The sequence below is a fragment of the Haloterrigena turkmenica DSM 5511 genome (assembly GCF_000025325.1).
GTDB lineage: Archaea > Halobacteriota > Halobacteria > Halobacteriales > Natrialbaceae > Haloterrigena > Haloterrigena turkmenica.
In genome coordinates, this window is sequence record NC_013744.1 from 1 (window position 1) to 14,441 (window position 14,441).

At 64.7% G+C, this 14,441-nt stretch carries 15 protein-coding genes; 8 read left to right on the forward strand and 7 right to left on the reverse strand.

All coding sequences use genetic code 11. The features are described 5' to 3' along the window. Window positions 1-91: 91 nt before the first annotated feature. The 3 genes from HTUR_RS18635 to HTUR_RS18645 all read right to left on the reverse strand — a co-directional run bounded on the left by HTUR_RS18635 (window position 92) and on the right by HTUR_RS18645 (window position 2,607). A complete protein-coding gene (locus tag HTUR_RS18635) occupies window positions 92-877 on the reverse strand; it encodes an SDR family NAD(P)-dependent oxidoreductase (protein WP_049941935.1) in 786 nt (261 codons plus the stop codon). A gap of 136 nt (window positions 878-1,013) precedes the next feature. Next, entirely contained in the window at window positions 1,014-1,394 is a 381-nt protein-coding gene (locus tag HTUR_RS18640; RefSeq protein WP_012944886.1) for a Zn-ribbon domain-containing OB-fold protein, read from the reverse strand. A 46-nt stretch (window positions 1,395-1,440) separates the two neighbouring features. Then, window positions 1,441-2,607: a thiolase domain-containing protein gene (locus HTUR_RS18645; protein ID WP_012944887.1), complete on the reverse strand. Its 1,167-nt coding sequence runs from the start codon at window positions 2,605-2,607 to the stop codon at window positions 1,441-1,443. A gap of 188 nt (window positions 2,608-2,795) precedes the next feature. Here HTUR_RS18645 and HTUR_RS18650 point away from each other — a divergent pair, with 188 nt between their 5' ends. The 5 genes from HTUR_RS18650 to HTUR_RS18670 all read left to right on the forward strand — a co-directional run bounded on the left by HTUR_RS18650 (window position 2,796) and on the right by HTUR_RS18670 (window position 7,730). Beyond that, window positions 2,796-3,080, forward strand: a complete 285-nt coding sequence (locus tag HTUR_RS18650; RefSeq protein ID WP_012944888.1) for a HalOD1 output domain-containing protein — start codon at window positions 2,796-2,798, stop codon at window positions 3,078-3,080. Window positions 3,081-3,264: 184 nt separating this feature from the next. Next, entirely contained in the window at window positions 3,265-4,401 is a 1,137-nt protein-coding gene (locus HTUR_RS18655) for an acyl-CoA dehydrogenase family protein (RefSeq protein WP_012944889.1), read from the forward strand. Window positions 4,402-4,843: 442 nt separating this feature from the next. Next, window positions 4,844-5,341: a Zn-ribbon domain-containing OB-fold protein gene (locus HTUR_RS18660; RefSeq protein ID WP_012944890.1), complete on the forward strand. Its 498-nt coding sequence runs from the start codon at window positions 4,844-4,846 to the stop codon at window positions 5,339-5,341. 80 nt (window positions 5,342-5,421) lie between these two features. Then, window positions 5,422-6,564 (forward strand): thiolase family protein, encoded by a 1,143-nt coding sequence (locus HTUR_RS18665; RefSeq protein WP_012944891.1) that lies wholly within the window; start codon window positions 5,422-5,424, stop codon window positions 6,562-6,564. Then, window positions 6,561-7,730, forward strand: coding sequence for a thiolase family protein (locus tag HTUR_RS18670; RefSeq protein ID WP_012944892.1), 1,170 nt, complete (start codon window positions 6,561-6,563; stop codon window positions 7,728-7,730). Before HTUR_RS18665 ends, HTUR_RS18670 begins: the two co-directional genes overlap by 4 nt. A 318-nt stretch (window positions 7,731-8,048) precedes the next feature. Here the strand turns inward: HTUR_RS18670 and HTUR_RS18675 are convergent, their stop codons facing one another. Beyond that, window positions 8,049-8,828, reverse strand: coding sequence for an enoyl-CoA hydratase/isomerase family protein (locus tag HTUR_RS18675; protein ID WP_012944893.1), 780 nt, complete (start codon window positions 8,826-8,828; stop codon window positions 8,049-8,051). A 228-nt stretch (window positions 8,829-9,056) separates the two neighbouring features. Further along, on the reverse strand, window positions 9,057-9,998 hold the full coding sequence (locus tag HTUR_RS18680; protein ID WP_012944894.1) for an amidohydrolase family protein: 942 nt from the start codon (window positions 9,996-9,998) through the stop codon (window positions 9,057-9,059). Between the two features lie 205 nt (window positions 9,999-10,203). Between HTUR_RS18680 and HTUR_RS18685 the strand changes: the two genes are divergently transcribed. Beyond that, on the forward strand, window positions 10,204-10,674 hold the full coding sequence (locus HTUR_RS18685; protein WP_012944895.1) for a nuclear transport factor 2 family protein: 471 nt from the start codon (window positions 10,204-10,206) through the stop codon (window positions 10,672-10,674). Between the two features lie 90 nt (window positions 10,675-10,764). Here the strand turns inward: HTUR_RS18685 and HTUR_RS18690 are convergent, their stop codons facing one another. Together HTUR_RS18690 and HTUR_RS18695 are read right to left on the reverse strand one after the other, a co-directional pair. Beyond that, window positions 10,765-11,619, reverse strand: coding sequence for a 3-hydroxyacyl-CoA dehydrogenase family protein (locus HTUR_RS18690; RefSeq protein WP_012944896.1), 855 nt, complete (start codon window positions 11,617-11,619; stop codon window positions 10,765-10,767). Between the two features lie 80 nt (window positions 11,620-11,699). After that, the gene (locus tag HTUR_RS18695) at window positions 11,700-13,352 is read right to left on the reverse strand and encodes a class I adenylate-forming enzyme family protein (protein ID WP_012944897.1); all 1,653 of its coding nucleotides are present in this window, start codon (window positions 13,350-13,352) and stop codon (window positions 11,700-11,702) included. 95 nt (window positions 13,353-13,447) lie between these two features. Between HTUR_RS18695 and HTUR_RS18700 the strand changes: the two genes are divergently transcribed. Then, entirely contained in the window at window positions 13,448-13,903 is a 456-nt protein-coding gene (locus tag HTUR_RS18700; RefSeq protein WP_012944898.1) for a MaoC family dehydratase, read from the forward strand. Beyond that, window positions 13,900-14,337 carry a MaoC family dehydratase gene (locus tag HTUR_RS18705; protein WP_012944899.1) on the forward strand — a complete coding sequence of 146 codons (438 nt, stop codon included), beginning with the start codon at window positions 13,900-13,902 and terminating at the stop codon, window positions 14,335-14,337. The genes HTUR_RS18700 and HTUR_RS18705 overlap by 4 nt, the downstream gene beginning before the upstream one ends. Window positions 14,338-14,441: the final 104 nt, after the last annotated feature.

The following is a 14,441-nucleotide window of genomic DNA, read 5'->3' on the forward strand; positions in this document are numbered from 1 at the left end:
ACCGGTTCGTCGGTCCCCCTCGTCCGTCGGTTTTCTCGTTGCCGCTCCTCTACGAGCGCGGTTGCCGTCTCACGGGAGCCCGCTCGTTCGATTACTCCTCGTGGTGGCGCGTGCGAGCGATCCGCGGCACGCCTTCGACCGTCACGGTCTCGCCGAGGATGTACTTCGACGCGGGACTCGCGAGGAACTGCGCGACGGAGGCGATCTCGTCCGGAACGCCGATCTGTCGATCGACCTCCTCGAGGTCGATCTCGTCGGCGCTGATACCCATCTGACTCTCGAGGCCCTCGGTGACGATCAGTCCGGGCATGATCCCGTTGACACGGACCCCGTACTCCGCCCACTCGTAGGCGAGCGTCCGCGTCAGGTTGTTCATCCCGGCTTTCGACGCGGCGTAGTGGGACATCTGCGGCGCGCCGTCGCGGCCGGCCACGGAGGAGATGTTGATGACCGTCCCGCTGCCGGACTCGCGCATGTACTCGCCGACGACCTGTGTGCAGTTGAAGGTGCCGTTGAGGTTGATGTCGACGATCGTTCGCCAGGCGTTCTGGCTGAACTCCTCGAACGGAGCCTGGAAACTCGCGCCCGCGTTGTTGACCAGAATGTCGATTCCGCCGAACTCGTCGACGGTCGCCTCGGCGAGCGCTTCCACCGCGTCCCAGTCGGTGATATCGCACTCGACGGCGAGCGCGGTCCCCGGCCGGTCGCTGTCGTTGATCGCTCCCGCGACCTCCTCGAGGTCCTCGAGCGAGCGGGAGCAGACGACGACGTCGACACCGTCGGCCGCGAACCGTTCCGCGATCGCTCGACCGATGCCGGTCGACGCCCCGGTGACGATCGCCGTCTCTCCCGATACCTCGTAGTCAGTAGTCGTCATGGTGTGACAACACATACGAAGAAAACACTTGTAAATCCGATTGTTTCTCCACTGATAGGTCGGGCGCGGTGCTACGGTTCGGTGGACAAGATCGAGTATGGAGAATTCGGGTGGATATCCGCTGTCGGAGGAGGCGCTACTGCGGCGTGAAGACGACGAATCGATGGTCGTCCGTTTCGCGGACGTCGACCGCTACCGGAAGGCCGACTTCGACGTCTCCGCCGTCGGGATCGACGTTCTCGAGGCGACCGGTCAACCGAACCGGCCCGAACGAGGCGATCGCGAGCGGGTACGGCGCGTCGGCCTCGAACTGCGGCGCCGGAACGCGGATGATCGTGTGCGATTCGACTTCGCCGCGCTCGGGAAGCGACCGTCGCTCGAGGCTCGCGTCGCCGCAGTCCGGACACACGTGTCGCGGCGGCAGCGACGCGTGTCCGTTCGAGCACTCGAGGAAGTACCCTTCTCCGGCGGCCAGCGCGTCGACAAAGGAATCGAAGGCAGTACGAGGTTCGCTCATGCAACCACCTCCGGACGGTCGTCCGGCGTAGCTGCACTCACGTCGTTCATGCAACCACCTCCAGTACGTGCACGGTCACACTGGCGACGGTTCCGCCGGCGTTGTGCGTGATCGCCGTCTCGGCATCACTAACGGCGTCGCTGTTGACGTGGTCGCCGCGGAGCAACTTCGTTAACTCCACGATCTGTGCCGTCCCCGTCGCGCCGACCGGGTGTCCCTTCGCCTTCAACCCGCCCGATAGGTTGACGGGCAGGTCGCCGTCGCGGGTCGTCTCGCCGTCGCGCGCCGCTTGATACCCCGTCCCCCGGTCGTAGAAGCCGAGCGACTCGAGCGCCAACACCTCAGCGATGGTGAAGCAGTCGTGGACCTCCGCGAGGTCGACGTCGTCAGGTCCGATCGACGCGTCGGCGTACGCCTCTTCGGCCGCTCGCTCGGCGGCCGGAGTCCGCGTGAGCGAGGCCCGGTCCTGCAGCGCGAGCTGATCCGTCCCCTGTCCGGTCCCCGTGATCGAGACCGGCGCGTCGAGGTCGCGCTCGCGAGCGTACTCGTCGCTGACCAGCACCGCCGCGCTCGCACCGTCCGTAATCGGACTCGCGTCGTAGACCCCGATCGGGTCGGCGACCAGCGGCGCCTCGAGGACGTCGTCGACGCTGATCTCCCGCTGGTACTGCGCGAGTTCGTTCTCGAGCGCGTGGGCGTGGTTCTTCACCGCGATTTCGGCGAGGTCGGCTCTGGTCGCGCCGTGCTCGGCGAAGTACGCGTTCGCCATGAGCGCGTAGGCGCCGGGGAAGGTCATCCCGGCTCGCCCCTCGTACAGCTCGTCGCCGGCCGTCGCGAGCGCCTCGGTGACGAACGACGTCGGCTCGTTCGTCATTCGCTCCATGCCGCCGACGAGCAGGACGTCGGCTTCGCCGCCGCGGATCTTCGACACCGCCTCGCGGACGGCGACGCCGCTCGACGTGCACGCGCTTTCGAATCTCGTTGCCGGTACCGATAGCCCGGCGGCGTCGGCCATTAACGGCCCCTGGTGGTTCTGCCCCTCGGCGAACGCGCCCATGAAGTTCCCGTAGAACAGCGCGTCGATGTCGCCTCGAGGAACGTTCGAATCATCGATCGCCTCGTTGCTCGCCGAACCGAACAGTTCGCGTCCGGTCCGTTCGGGATGGCTGTCGAACGGAGTCATCCCTACGCCCGCAATTCTTACGCTTGTCATAGCCACACACGGTTAGTGACCGCGGGACGTCTTGAGCGTTCCGACTACGGGACCGATCGAGGACGTCGAATGTCGCCCTCAACGGCCGGAGACGGCTCCGAACGGGTACGTGCCGCCGCCCGGCGGACGAGTCACGAAGATGATCGGTACCCCACGAATTTTTGTCGCTTGAGCGCGCTAGCAAGCATATGTCTGATCGAAACGAGCAGCGCGTCGTCCACGAGTCCGGCTGGGATCCGGACTCGGAGACGGATCCGACCGTCGCGGTCGTCTCGACGGTCGCGGCCGCCGAAGAATGCGACCCCCTGGAGTTACCGCCGCTGTACGAAACGATCGATACGAACGCACTGAATCGGCTTGTATCACCGACCGCCAATGGCGGTGCGGATCGGATCATGTTCCGCTACTGCGGATACGAGGTACTCGTTCGCAGATCGGGAGTGCAGCTTCGGACGTTAGCGGCCCAGTCGTAATCGAAACCGTGAGGCGCTGCCACGAGCACCGGCCGGTTCTCGGAGCGTCGTCCCGCCGGCGGAGCGGCGTCGTCCGCACAGCGCCGTCTTTCGTCGCTCGCGATCGAGTCCGCGACCGTCGCAACGCCGTACTGTAACCGACAGCACAGGAAAGTTTAACTTCGGACGGGAAAACAGTAGACTCATGCTTGCGCTATCGGACGAACAGCAGATGGTAGTCTCTTCACTCGAGCAACTCGCCGAACAGGAGTTCGCGGACAAGGCGTTTACCTGGGAGGGCGAACCACCGATGGAGAACGTCGAATTACTCGCCGAACAGGGATTTCTCGGAATCAACATCGCCGAAGAGTACGGCGGCGGCGGCATGAGTGAGTTCGAAGCCATGCTGACGATCGAGGCCGTCGGACGAGTCTGTCCCGACACGGCCGAGTACCTCTACAACCAGCAGATGGTGGCCCCCCGCGCCATCGAGATGTTCGGCAGCGAAGCGGTGAAGGAACGGTACCTCCCCGGCGTGACGGCCGGCGAAACGAGCGTCGCGGTGGCGATTTCGGAACCGGAAGCCGGCTCCGACGTCGGATCGATGTCGACGACGGTCGAAGAACGCGACGGCGAACTCGTCCTCAACGGGGAGAAAATCTGGGTCAGTCACGTCGAACAGGCCGACGCGGCGGTCGTTTGGGCGAAGTTCCCCGAGGGACTGGGCTCGCTCGTCCTCGATCTCGACGACGACGGCGTCGAGATCGCCCAACACTACACCAACATGGCGGATCACGTCCAGACGCAGTTCTACATGGAGGACATCGTCGTCCCCGAGGAGAACGTCCTCACGCGCGGCAAGGAGGGATTCAAGGACCAGCTCAAGGCGCTCAACTGGGAGCGACTCGGCAGCGCGACCCTCTCGAACGCGATCGCCGGCTGCGCGATCGACCACGCGCTCGAGTACGCCCAGCAGCGCGAGCAGTTCGGGCAGCCGATCGGCGACTTCCAGGGCATCGAGTGGAAGCTCGCGGACATGGTCAAGCAACTCGAGGGGTCGCGCGCGCTGACCTACCGCGCGGCGGTCAACGCCCACGAGCAGGGACGGATCCCGGATCGCCTCGACGCCTCGATCGCGAAGCTCACCTCCGGAGAGATGGTCGAAGACGTCGTCAGCGAGGCGCTGCAGATCCACGGCGCGAACGGCTACCAGCGCGAGCACCCGCTCGAGTACCTGTACAGGGTGGCTCGCGGTCGCCGTCTCGCCGCCGGAACCGACGAAATCCAGAAGAACACGATCGCCAGCGTGCTGAAAAGCGACGGGCTGCCGTCGCTGACGTAGGCGAACCGATACCGACCGACGCCTCACCGGCGTCGTGCGTCGAACCCGCCTTTTCCGGTCGCATCGCGGACTACGGAGACGGCACCGCCGCACACGTGCGTCGTGGAGACGGAATCAGACTCGAGAGAATGACGTCCGAAAAATCAGGAGTCGTCGCTGGTCGTCCTCGGGCGCTCGGCGTTCGCTGAACGCCGCGACGGCTTTCTCGTGTCCGTCGTTGACGCACTGCCACTGATACTCGATCGCCCGCTCGCAGTACTCCTCGACCGTCGAGTTGTGGTAACCACGCCGACCGAAAGCGGTCGGCTACCGGCGCTCGATATCCCGGCGATAGTCGGTCGTTCACGCCTCTCGGCTCCGTCGCCGTGACTGTAGGCACGCTGTCCAGAATGTCGTTTGAGGGAAGATTTTTATATGTCGACTCCGAGGTACCATCCGTAGCATGCCCGACGAATTAGACCCATCAGTTCAGACAGACGAGGTAAACGCGGAGTTCAAGTATCCGTTCCACTGGGATCTCGACTTCTCCCTCAACATCGGCGAGGACAACCGGAAGTTCTTCGAAGCGATCGAGGACAAGAAGATTCTCGGGAAGAAGTGCCCCGAGTGCGGTGCGACATTCGTCCCGCCGCAGGAGGTCTGCGTCGAGTGCTACGTCGAGACCGAGGAATGGGTCGAGGTCGAACAGCACGGCGTCGTCGAGAGTTACACGGCGTGTTTCTTCGAGTTCGGTGACCTGCCCGAGCCGCCGTACATCACCGCGGCCATTCGGGTGGCCGACTCGGACATCTGCATGCTGCACTTCATCGACGACATCGAGTACGAGGGCCACGACGAGCTAGTCGAGAAACTCCACAAGGGCACCGAAGTGGAGCCGGTCTGGGCCGATGAGCGCGAGGGCCACATCAAGGACATCACGCACTGGCGACCGGTGGAGTGAGATGTTCGAGGACACGCGAGTGAATACGGTCAACCCACCGGGATACATGAACGAGAATTACCAAGCGGAGGAACGAACGGATGTCTAGAGTAGCGATCGCCGGGCACGGCACGGTCGGCTTCGCGGAAGACACGAAGGGACGGTCCGACTCCGAGATGGTGCTCGAAGCGTCCATGGCCGCCCTCGAGTCGGCGGACGTGAGCCACGAGGAGGTCGACGCCATCATCTACACCGGTCAGGACGCCTACGACGGGTCCGCGATCAGTGACGGGCAGCGGGTGTCCGCCGCGGGCGGGTACCGGAAACCGTTCATGCGGATCCAGAACGGTGGCGGCACCGCGATCCACCAGGCGGCGGCGAAGATCCGCTCCGGGAAGGCGGACGTCGTCTCGATCGTCGCAGCCGATTCGGTACGGGCCGATCCGAGCGCGCTCAGTTGGACGTCTCACGAGGCGCTGTACCACCGCCCGTTCGGGCAAAACCACAACCAATCGCTCGGCCTGCTCGCGACCGCCCACCAGGAGGAACGCGGTGTCACCGCCGAACAGTTCGCCCAGGTCGCGGCGAAGAACTACGAGGCCGCGGCGGACAACGACGTCGCCCACAGGCAAGAGGCCTACTCGGTCGACGACGTGCTCGATGCCGAGCCGGCGGCCAGCCCGCTCACTGAATTGATGCTCCGGCCGAACTCCTTCGGGGCCGCCGTCTGCGTCCTCGTCAGCGAGGAAGTCGCCGAGGAGAAGGGGAACGCCCGCTCTTGGATCACCGGGACGGGCCTCGCCACGGGTAAGTACTGGTACCGAGACATGAGCGACCGGCTCGGCCAGCCAACGCTCGCCCAGGCGGCCGACGCCGCGTTCGACGAATCGGGCGTCACCATCGACGACGTCGACGCGGCGGAGCTCGCCGCGTACTCGCCGACGCTCGAGCTTACGGCGTACGAGGCGATGGGCCTCTGTGATGAAGGCGAAGGCATCGAACTCGTCGAAGACGGCGTCACCGCGCCGGACGGCTCGTTCCCGGTGAACCTCTCCGGCGGACCGCTAGCGACGAGTCCACCGAATTCAGGTGGCATCTACCGGGCGATTGCCGCCTCGCAGGTCGTCGAAGGCGACCTGGGTGACGACTCTGCCGAACGCGTCCTCCTCGCAGACAACGACATGCATCTGGGCGAACCGGGTCGCACCGACGCCGTCGTGATCCTGGAAGGTGGTGCCGCATGAGCCGGGACGTCGCCGTGGTCGGCGTCGGCTACTCCGAGCCCGAGAGCTTCACGGACTACCGGCTCTCGACCCAGACGAAAGAGGAACAGGCGTTCACGGCAGTGAGCAACGCCCTGGAGCACGCCTCGGTCGAGGCCGACGACGTCGACGCGACGATGTTCTGCACCGTCGACGGCTTCGAGGGCACGTTCCGCGTCGAGCGGACCCTCGAGGTACTCGGCCTGGGCAACGACGTCCCGGTCCTGAGCGTCAACACCGGCGGCACCGCCGGCGGGAGCGGCGTCAAGGTCGCCCACGAGTACATCGCATCGGGCAAGTACGACGTCGCCGTCGTCTACGGCTCGCCGTCGTTCGACTCGGTCGTCGAGGCCCAGCCCGTGATGAACACGAACGCTGATCCGCAGTTCGAGCGCAACTTCGTCACGGCGATCCAGATGGGCGCCCTGCCCAGTTCGGGCTACATGGAGATCTCGGGTGCGACCGAGGAGGACCTCGCGGAGGTCGCCGCGAAGAACTACCGGGCGGCTGCCCGCAACCCCTACGCGCACCGCAACGAGGAGCGGTCGGTCGAGGAGATCCTCGACTCGCCGATGGTCTGCTGGCCGCTCCGCCGGGCGATGACCTGCCCGGTCTCCTCGGGCTCGGCGGCGATGGTCGTCGCGAGCGAGGACGTCGCCACCGAGGTTCGGGACAACCCCGTCTGGATCGATGAGATCGACAGCACGAGCAACACGTTCTGGACCGGCTACCGGACCTACGACTGGTTCCCGAAGCTGAAGGAACTGTCCGACCAGGTCTACGAGAACGCCGACATCGACGATCCGCTCGAGGAGTTCGACGTCGCCGAGACGTTCAACCCGTACATCCCGTTCGAGATGATGGAGTACGAGGCGCTGGGCCTCTGCGAGAAGGGCGAGGCCAAACACCTCGTGCGCGACGGCGTCACCGACGCCGACGGCGACCTCCCGGTCAATATGTCCGGGGGCACCCTCTGTACGAACTCCGGGATCTGCGCGTCGCTCTCGCGACACTCCGAAGTCGTCTTACAGCTGATGGGCGAGGCCGGCGACCGCCAGGTGGAGGGCGCCGAGAAGGGGCTCTCTCACTCCTGGGGAGCCAATCTCGGCCAGTTCCACCAGATGGCGATCTTCTCGACCGAGCGGTAGTCGACGAGCGATCGTCGACCGGTCGGGTTCGTTCTCGACGTGTTCGTTCTATCGCTCTTCCGTAGGAGATCATTGATACTGGAGAGCTATCGCTGGAGAGTCGAAGAGGACGAGGACACCACGTCAGCGGTATCCGATACGAACGATTCCGCTCGATGTGTTTGGGCCGGAATCGGTCACAGCGGACCTGCTCTACCGAGTTTGCTGGCGTGAAGCCGAGCGGCGTCGAAACTCCCCGGACACCGGGCAGAACCCGAAGGCCGATAGCACGATCCGCCCGCCGGTTTCGGTCACGAGACCGCCACCGAACCGGGTTCGTCAGGAGTAGTCGCGGTCGTACTCGGGTTCGCGCCGCTCGCCGAACGCGGCGACGGCCTCCTCGTGTTCCTCGTCGTTCACGCACTCCCACTGGTACTCGATCGCCCGCTCGCAGTACTCTTCGAACGAGAGCGAGGGGTCGATCAGCGCCTTCGTCCTCCGGACGGCGTGGGCGGGGTTGTCGAGCAGTTCGTCGACCAGTTCGTACGCGCCGTCGAGCGGCTCCTCGTCGACGTCGACGGCGAGGCCGAGGTCTACGGCATCGTCGGCCGTAATGTCTCGGCCGGTGAGCAGGTACTCGCGGGCCTTCGACTCGCCGATGAGTTTGGGCAGGAGCCAGGCCCCGCCATCGCCGGGAACCAGGCCGACCTTCACGAACCCCTGTCGCAGTTTCACGTCGGGGTCGACCACCCGAAGGTCACAGCCCAGCGCGAAGTCACAGCCGGCGCCGATCGCGGGGCCGGCGACGGCCGCAACCGCGGGTATCTCGATCGAGCGGAGCTGGCGAACCACGTTCTGGGCTTTCCAGAGAAACCCGGCGTAGGCTTCCTTCGAGCCGTCGCTCCAGTCGGGCATCGATCGCACGTCGGCGCCGGCACAGAACGCGTCGCCGGCGCCGGTCAGGACGAGCGCGTAGACGCCCTCGTCCTCGTCGGCCCGACGGACGGCGTCGTTCAGTTCGTCGAGCGTCGCCTCCCGGAACGCGTTCTTGACGTCCGGGCGGTCGATCGTCAGCGTCGCGACGCCATCCTCGACGTCGTAGCCGATGTCCTCGTACATCCTCAGGCCTCCCGCCGACTGTCATCGGTGTTCCGGCCCGAGCGACTCGACGGATCCTCGCTGGAAACGTTCCTCACGGGGCACGTGCGTTTGATCATACCGTTCGCGTATGTGGATGACACGCAGCAAAAGTGTTATGATCAGTAGTGTCGAGCCACGTTTCAGAAGTCCTCGAAGGAGCATTCAAGAAGACGTCTGCGGCTCCTAGAGCCGCCGAGGCCCGGACGCTCAGTCGATGTCGAAGAGCCGGGCTGCGTTCTCGCCGAGGAGTGCATCGATTTCGTCGCGGGTGAACCGCTGCCCGCTCGTCCGTTCGCCGAGCGCACGGACGTTCTCGATCCACTCTTCTTTGGGGTGAACCGGATCGAACGCCGGGTCGTCGGTTCCCCACAGCATCCGATCCGAGCCGACGGCGTCCGTGAGTCGGCGGACGGCGGTGGCGAACTCCTTGGGGCGTTCTTTCGCGCGCTCTTGCCACGCGCTAATGTCGACGTGCAGCCCGCAGTTCGGTTTGCTGTCGGCGATGGCGTAGAGGTCGCGCCACCACCCGAAGGACATGTGGGCGGCGATGATGTCGAGGTCCGGGAAGTCCGCGAGCGCTCGGTCGAGGTGGTTGGGGTGGGAACACTCGCTGTACAGCGGCGCGAAGATCGGTCCGGTGTCGGTGAGGACGCGCTTGTCGTGATCCTGGACGACCTCGAGGAGTTCGTAGGTCTCCTCGTCGTGGATGTAAAAGCCCGCCGTCGGGTGGAGTTTCAGCCCGTCCATGTCCCACTCGCCGAGGGCGGTGTCGATGTGCTCGACCGCGTTCTCGCGCCGGGGGTCGATCGTCGCGAGGACGGAGATCCGGTCCGGATTATCGTCCCGGAAGTCGGCGATCGCCCGGTTGACCTCCTCGATCGGCGTCTCCGGTTCGCCGAGCGCCAAGCCGAAGTCCACGCCGAACACGACCTGGTGGTCGATGTTCGCCTCGTCCATTCGCTCGAGGAGTTTCTCTCCGGTCGGATCCCAGTACGTCGGGATGTACTTCGATCGGATCGTCTCGGGATCGACCGTCTTCCCCCGTTTCTCGTTTTGTCGAACGGCGATGTCTACGAACGCGTCCCAGAAGGCCGGCGGCAGCCAGTCCTCCGCCCAGAGGTGGGAGTGTACGTCGATGATCGGTGCCATGCGTATGCAACCCATTCGATAGCGGGGGCCGAATAACTTCCGATGCGACCCGAAACTCCCGCTCGATCGGAACGGTCGCTCGAGTGTGGTGTCGCTTCTCGGTCGGTGTCGTCGGTCCCGTACTCTCGGCTGCATATTGGTCCGTCGGCTGCGCAAACGCGAGCGGCGTAGTTATTTACCCCGGCGCGAACAACCTTCTCGTGTCATGCCATCAAATGCTACTCTCGCGCGGCTCGCCGATCGAATCGCTATCCAGGACCTCCGATCGAACTACTGTTACGCGATCGACGATCGGGACTTCGAATCGCTCCCGCACCTGTTCACCGAGGACGTTTCCCTCGACTACGGCGCGCTGGGAACGTATCAGGGTCGCGACGGCGTCCGGGAGTTCGCGGACTTCGTCGCCGAGTCCCTCGAGCGGACGACGCACCTCCTCGCGAATCCGACGGTTTCGGTCGGCGTCGACGGCGACCGCGACCGCGCGACGGGTCGTCTGTACGTCATCGCGTCGATCACGTATGCGGACGGAACCGGCGGGTGGCGAATCGGCGAGTACCGCGACGAGTACCGGCGCGTCGACGACGAGTGGCGCATCGCCGACGCAACGATGCGCTTTACCCACTCGATGGATTACGACGCTGAAAACGGTTGGCCCGACTTCACCGCTCACGAATAACCGTGCGAGGACGAGTAGCCGTGCACGGAAGATGAGTCTCGGAAACGACGATACGCGATCAGACGGACGGATTCAGGCGAGTCGCGGCGCTCAGTCGTCGTCCCACTCGTAGAACCCTTGACCCGTCTTCACGCCGTAGTCGCCCGCGCGGACCATTTTCTTGACGTTCTGGGGCGGACGGTACACCTCGCGGCCGAACTCCTCGGCGAGGTACTCGCCGACTTCGACCCGGACGTCCCAGCCGTTGTGATCCCCGAGTTTCAGCGGTCCGATCGGGAAGTTGTACCCCATCTCCATCGCCGTATCGATGTCCTCGGCGGACGCGACCCCCTCCTGGACCATTCGCGCGGCCTCCATGCCGAGCACGAGACCGAGACGCGACGTCGCGAATCCCGGGTAGTCGTCGACGAGGATCGACTCGCGATCGACTGCGTCGGCGAACGCTTCGATGCGGTCGATCGTCTCCTCGCTCGTGTGGTGGCCAGTGACTACCTCGAGCAGCTTCATCTTCACTGGCGGATTGAAGAAGTGCGTTCCGATGACCCGCTCGGGGTTGTCGGTGACGCTGGCGATCTCGGTGACCGAGAGCGACGAGGTGTTCGTTCCGAGTACGACGTCCGGATCGGCGTGTTCGTCGAGTTCCTCGAACACCGCCTTCTTGATCTCCATTTCTTCGGGCGCCGCCTCGACGATGAACGTCGCCTCGTCGGTCACGTCCGCGATCTCGGTCGTCCCCTCGACCCGCTCGAACGCGGCGTCGGCGTCGTCGATGATGTCCCGTTCTTCGGCCTCCTCGAGACCGGTCCGGACGTCGTCGAGCCCCTGCTCGACGAGATCGCTCTCGATGTCGCGGATGACGACGTCGAACCCGTACTGGACGGCCAACTGTGCGATACCGCTTCCCATGGTGCCGGCGCCGATCACACCGATGGCTTGCTCTGCCATACGCTACCAGTGTCCGAGCATCCTAATAAGAGTACGGTCCCCGAACGCCGCTCGCGGCCGCGGCGGCGGTCGCGCCTCGATCAAACCTCTCGAACGCGCTCCTCGCTCGAGACGTCCCAGTCCTCGATCTCCTCGCGAACGATCTTCCCGGTCGTGCTCCGCGGGAAGTCCTCGGGACGGACGATATCCACGTAGTGGGGGAGCTTGTAGCTCGCGATCTCGTCCCGAAGCAGCGTCATGAGTTCGTCCTCGGAGACGGCCGAGGGGTCCTCCGTTCCGACGACCGCTCGCGGCACCTCTCCCCACTTCTCGTCCGGAACGCGTACGACTACCGCGTCGTCGATCTTCTCGTGAGTGAGCAGCGTGGTCTCGATCTCCGCCGGATAGATGTTCTCGCCACCGCTCTTGATGAGGTATTTGCGCCGGTTGACGAAGCTGTAGGTCCCGTCCTCGTTTTTGATGAAAATATCACCCGTCCTGAACCAGCCGTCGTCGAACTCGTCCTCGTTCGCCTCGGGGTTCTCGATGTAGCCGCTACAGAGCGACGGGCCTCGCGTCGCGAGTTCGCCCTTCTCGCCGACCCCCACCTCGTTCCAGTCCTCGTCGATCAGCTTGCAGTCGGTGTACGCCGACTCCTCCTTGGCCAGTTCGTCGTCGGTCGGGCGGACACCGATGGGGATGTCGTTGCCGCCGCTGAGCACGTTCCCGTTCTCGGTCGCGCCGTAGGAGTTCTTGTACGGCTGGTCGAACCGCTCGGTCACCCGCTCTACTTTCTTCGGATCGATCAGGTCGACGAGCGCGCCGACGTTGCGACACTCCCGGAACTCGTCGACGCTGACGTCGTTCTCGTCCATGTACTCGAGGAACCGCTGGATGACGCCCGGCAGCAGGACGAGCCAGCCGATTGGCGAGCCGTTTTCGCGGAGCACGTCGACGACGGCCTCGTTGTCGAAGCCGTCGACCGGGTAATACGTCCCCCCGAGGATCGTCACCGTCGGGATCCAGTCTGCCGAGACGATATGGAACATGGGCGGCCACGCCAGCTGCGAGTCCCCCTTCTCGAGCCCGAAGTCCGTGATCGTCTTGAACGCGCGAGCGATCCACGTGCGGTGGCTGATGACGACGCCCTTCGGGAGGCCGGTCGTGCCCGACGTGTAGAGGACGACCAGCCCCTGTTCGGGATCGATGCGCTGGTCCGGAAGCGGTTCCGACGCGTCCCGTTCCTCGAGGACCGACTCGTAGCCCGCGTCGTCGGTCCCGTCGAAGAAGACGAACTCCGGATCCGACTCGGCGCCGTCCTCGACCCACGAACGGCGATCGGCGAACCGCTCCGAGACGAACAGCACGTCCGGCTCCACGAGGTCGATACAGTGCAGCAGTTCCTCCCGCTCGAGACGCCAGTTGAGCGCCGGGACGAGACAGCCGAGCTTCGCCCCCGCGTACATCACCTCGACGACCTCCGACCGGTTCTCCGAGATGATTCCGATCGTCGTCTCGTTCGGTCGGTAGCCTCGCTCGAGGAGCGCGTTCGAGAGTCGATTCACCCTGTCGTCGAGTTCGGCGTACGTCCGCGTCACGCTGGGTTCGCTGACCGCGACGCGGTCGCTGTTCGTCCGAGCCGCCTTGCGGAGGAGGTCGCCGACGTTGAACGCTCGCGACCGATCGACAAACGAGCCCTGATCCTCGATACCGAGATCGAAGTTGTACTCCATCGACGTGAGGGTTGTTGGCATATCACCTTAAACGTTGCCGGCACCGGCCGCTGATTCGATCCCGTCTCGAGACTACCGTTTAACTAGGAGGACCTCGTACGCGGAGACGACGGCTCATGGAAGTACAACAGCTGAACGGTCAGGAACTACCGACCGGAGAGATTTCGGTCGAACGGTGGAAGGCGTTCCTCTGGGCGGACGCGACGAGGAACGACGAGGACGCGTACCGATACGAGGAACGAGCGGCCGAACTCGGGGAAGACGGACAGCTCGTCCCGCCGACGCTCTGCCAACACGTCGCCTTCGAGGCGACGGGCGGGATCGAAGCGACGCTCGGACAGGTCAGCGACGACTGGAAGTCCGGCGCCGCGCTCGGCCAACTGCGCGTCGAGTTCCACGCGCCGATGCATGTCGACGAACCCTACAGGGTGACCGGCGAGATCGCGAACATCGAGCAGAAGGACGGCTCACAGGGAAAGTTGACGATCATCACGTACGCCTACGAGGTGACGACGACCGACGACGAACCGGTGTACGACCTCGAAGCGGACCTCATCCTCATGGACACATGAACTACGACGACCTCTCGGAGGGGGACTCCCTCCCGACGCGGACGATCGAGAACATCCGACGGGAAGACACGAAACTGATGGCCGCGATCCTGCAGGATCCGTACCCACCGCACTTCGATCACGAGCGCTGCGACGAACTCGACTTCCCCGGCCTGCTCCATCAGGGGCCGGCAAACCTCTCGTACGTGCTTCAGGCGGTCTCCGAGACCCTCGAGTCGCCGGCCGACGTCCGGTCAATCGACGTCCGCTACCAGGAGATGGTGTTCGCGGATCAGACAGTGCACGCGGAGGCGGTCGTCGAGGAGAAGCGGATCGACGGCGACGACGGGGTCGTCACCTTCTCGGTCGAACTGAAAACTGCGGCCGACGATATCGTGATGGCCGGTACCGTCGACGCGACCGTCCCGCGAACCGACGAGGCGTCGATCGAATGACCGGCGAGCGGTTCGGATCGATTGAGTAGGCACGCACTCCCAGTCGAACGGATGATGCTTATTCCGCTTCCGCGGGAATAAATACGACTTCTGTGGAGTAAAAT

Excerpts from the sequence above, each read along its gene's own strand:
- HTUR_RS18635 (WP_049941935.1), bottom strand. The coding sequence starts at position 877 with ATGACGACTACTGACTACGAGGTATCGGGAGAGACGGCGATCGTCACC.
- HTUR_RS18640 (WP_012944886.1), bottom strand. The coding sequence starts at position 1,394 with ATGAGCGAACCTCGTACTGCCTTCGATTCCTTTGTCGACGCGCTGGCC.
- HTUR_RS18645 (WP_012944887.1), bottom strand. The coding sequence starts at position 2,607 with ATGACAAGCGTAAGAATTGCGGGCGTAGGGATGACTCCGTTCGACAGC.
- HTUR_RS18650 (WP_012944888.1), top strand. The coding sequence starts at position 2,796 with ATGTCTGATCGAAACGAGCAGCGCGTCGTCCACGAGTCCGGCTGGGAT.
- HTUR_RS18655 (WP_012944889.1), top strand. The coding sequence starts at position 3,265 with ATGCTTGCGCTATCGGACGAACAGCAGATGGTAGTCTCTTCACTCGAG.
- HTUR_RS18660 (WP_012944890.1), top strand. The coding sequence starts at position 4,844 with ATGCCCGACGAATTAGACCCATCAGTTCAGACAGACGAGGTAAACGCG.
- HTUR_RS18665 (WP_012944891.1), top strand. The coding sequence starts at position 5,422 with ATGTCTAGAGTAGCGATCGCCGGGCACGGCACGGTCGGCTTCGCGGAA.
- HTUR_RS18670 (WP_012944892.1), top strand. The coding sequence starts at position 6,561 with ATGAGCCGGGACGTCGCCGTGGTCGGCGTCGGCTACTCCGAGCCCGAG.
- HTUR_RS18675 (WP_012944893.1), bottom strand. The coding sequence starts at position 8,828 with ATGTACGAGGACATCGGCTACGACGTCGAGGATGGCGTCGCGACGCTG.
- HTUR_RS18680 (WP_012944894.1), bottom strand. The coding sequence starts at position 9,998 with ATGGCACCGATCATCGACGTACACTCCCACCTCTGGGCGGAGGACTGG.
- HTUR_RS18685 (WP_012944895.1), top strand. The coding sequence starts at position 10,204 with ATGCCATCAAATGCTACTCTCGCGCGGCTCGCCGATCGAATCGCTATC.
- HTUR_RS18690 (WP_012944896.1), bottom strand. The coding sequence starts at position 11,619 with ATGGCAGAGCAAGCCATCGGTGTGATCGGCGCCGGCACCATGGGAAGC.
- HTUR_RS18695 (WP_012944897.1), bottom strand. The coding sequence starts at position 13,352 with ATGCCAACAACCCTCACGTCGATGGAGTACAACTTCGATCTCGGTATC.
- HTUR_RS18700 (WP_012944898.1), top strand. The coding sequence starts at position 13,448 with ATGGAAGTACAACAGCTGAACGGTCAGGAACTACCGACCGGAGAGATT.
- HTUR_RS18705 (WP_012944899.1), top strand. The coding sequence starts at position 13,900 with ATGAACTACGACGACCTCTCGGAGGGGGACTCCCTCCCGACGCGGACG.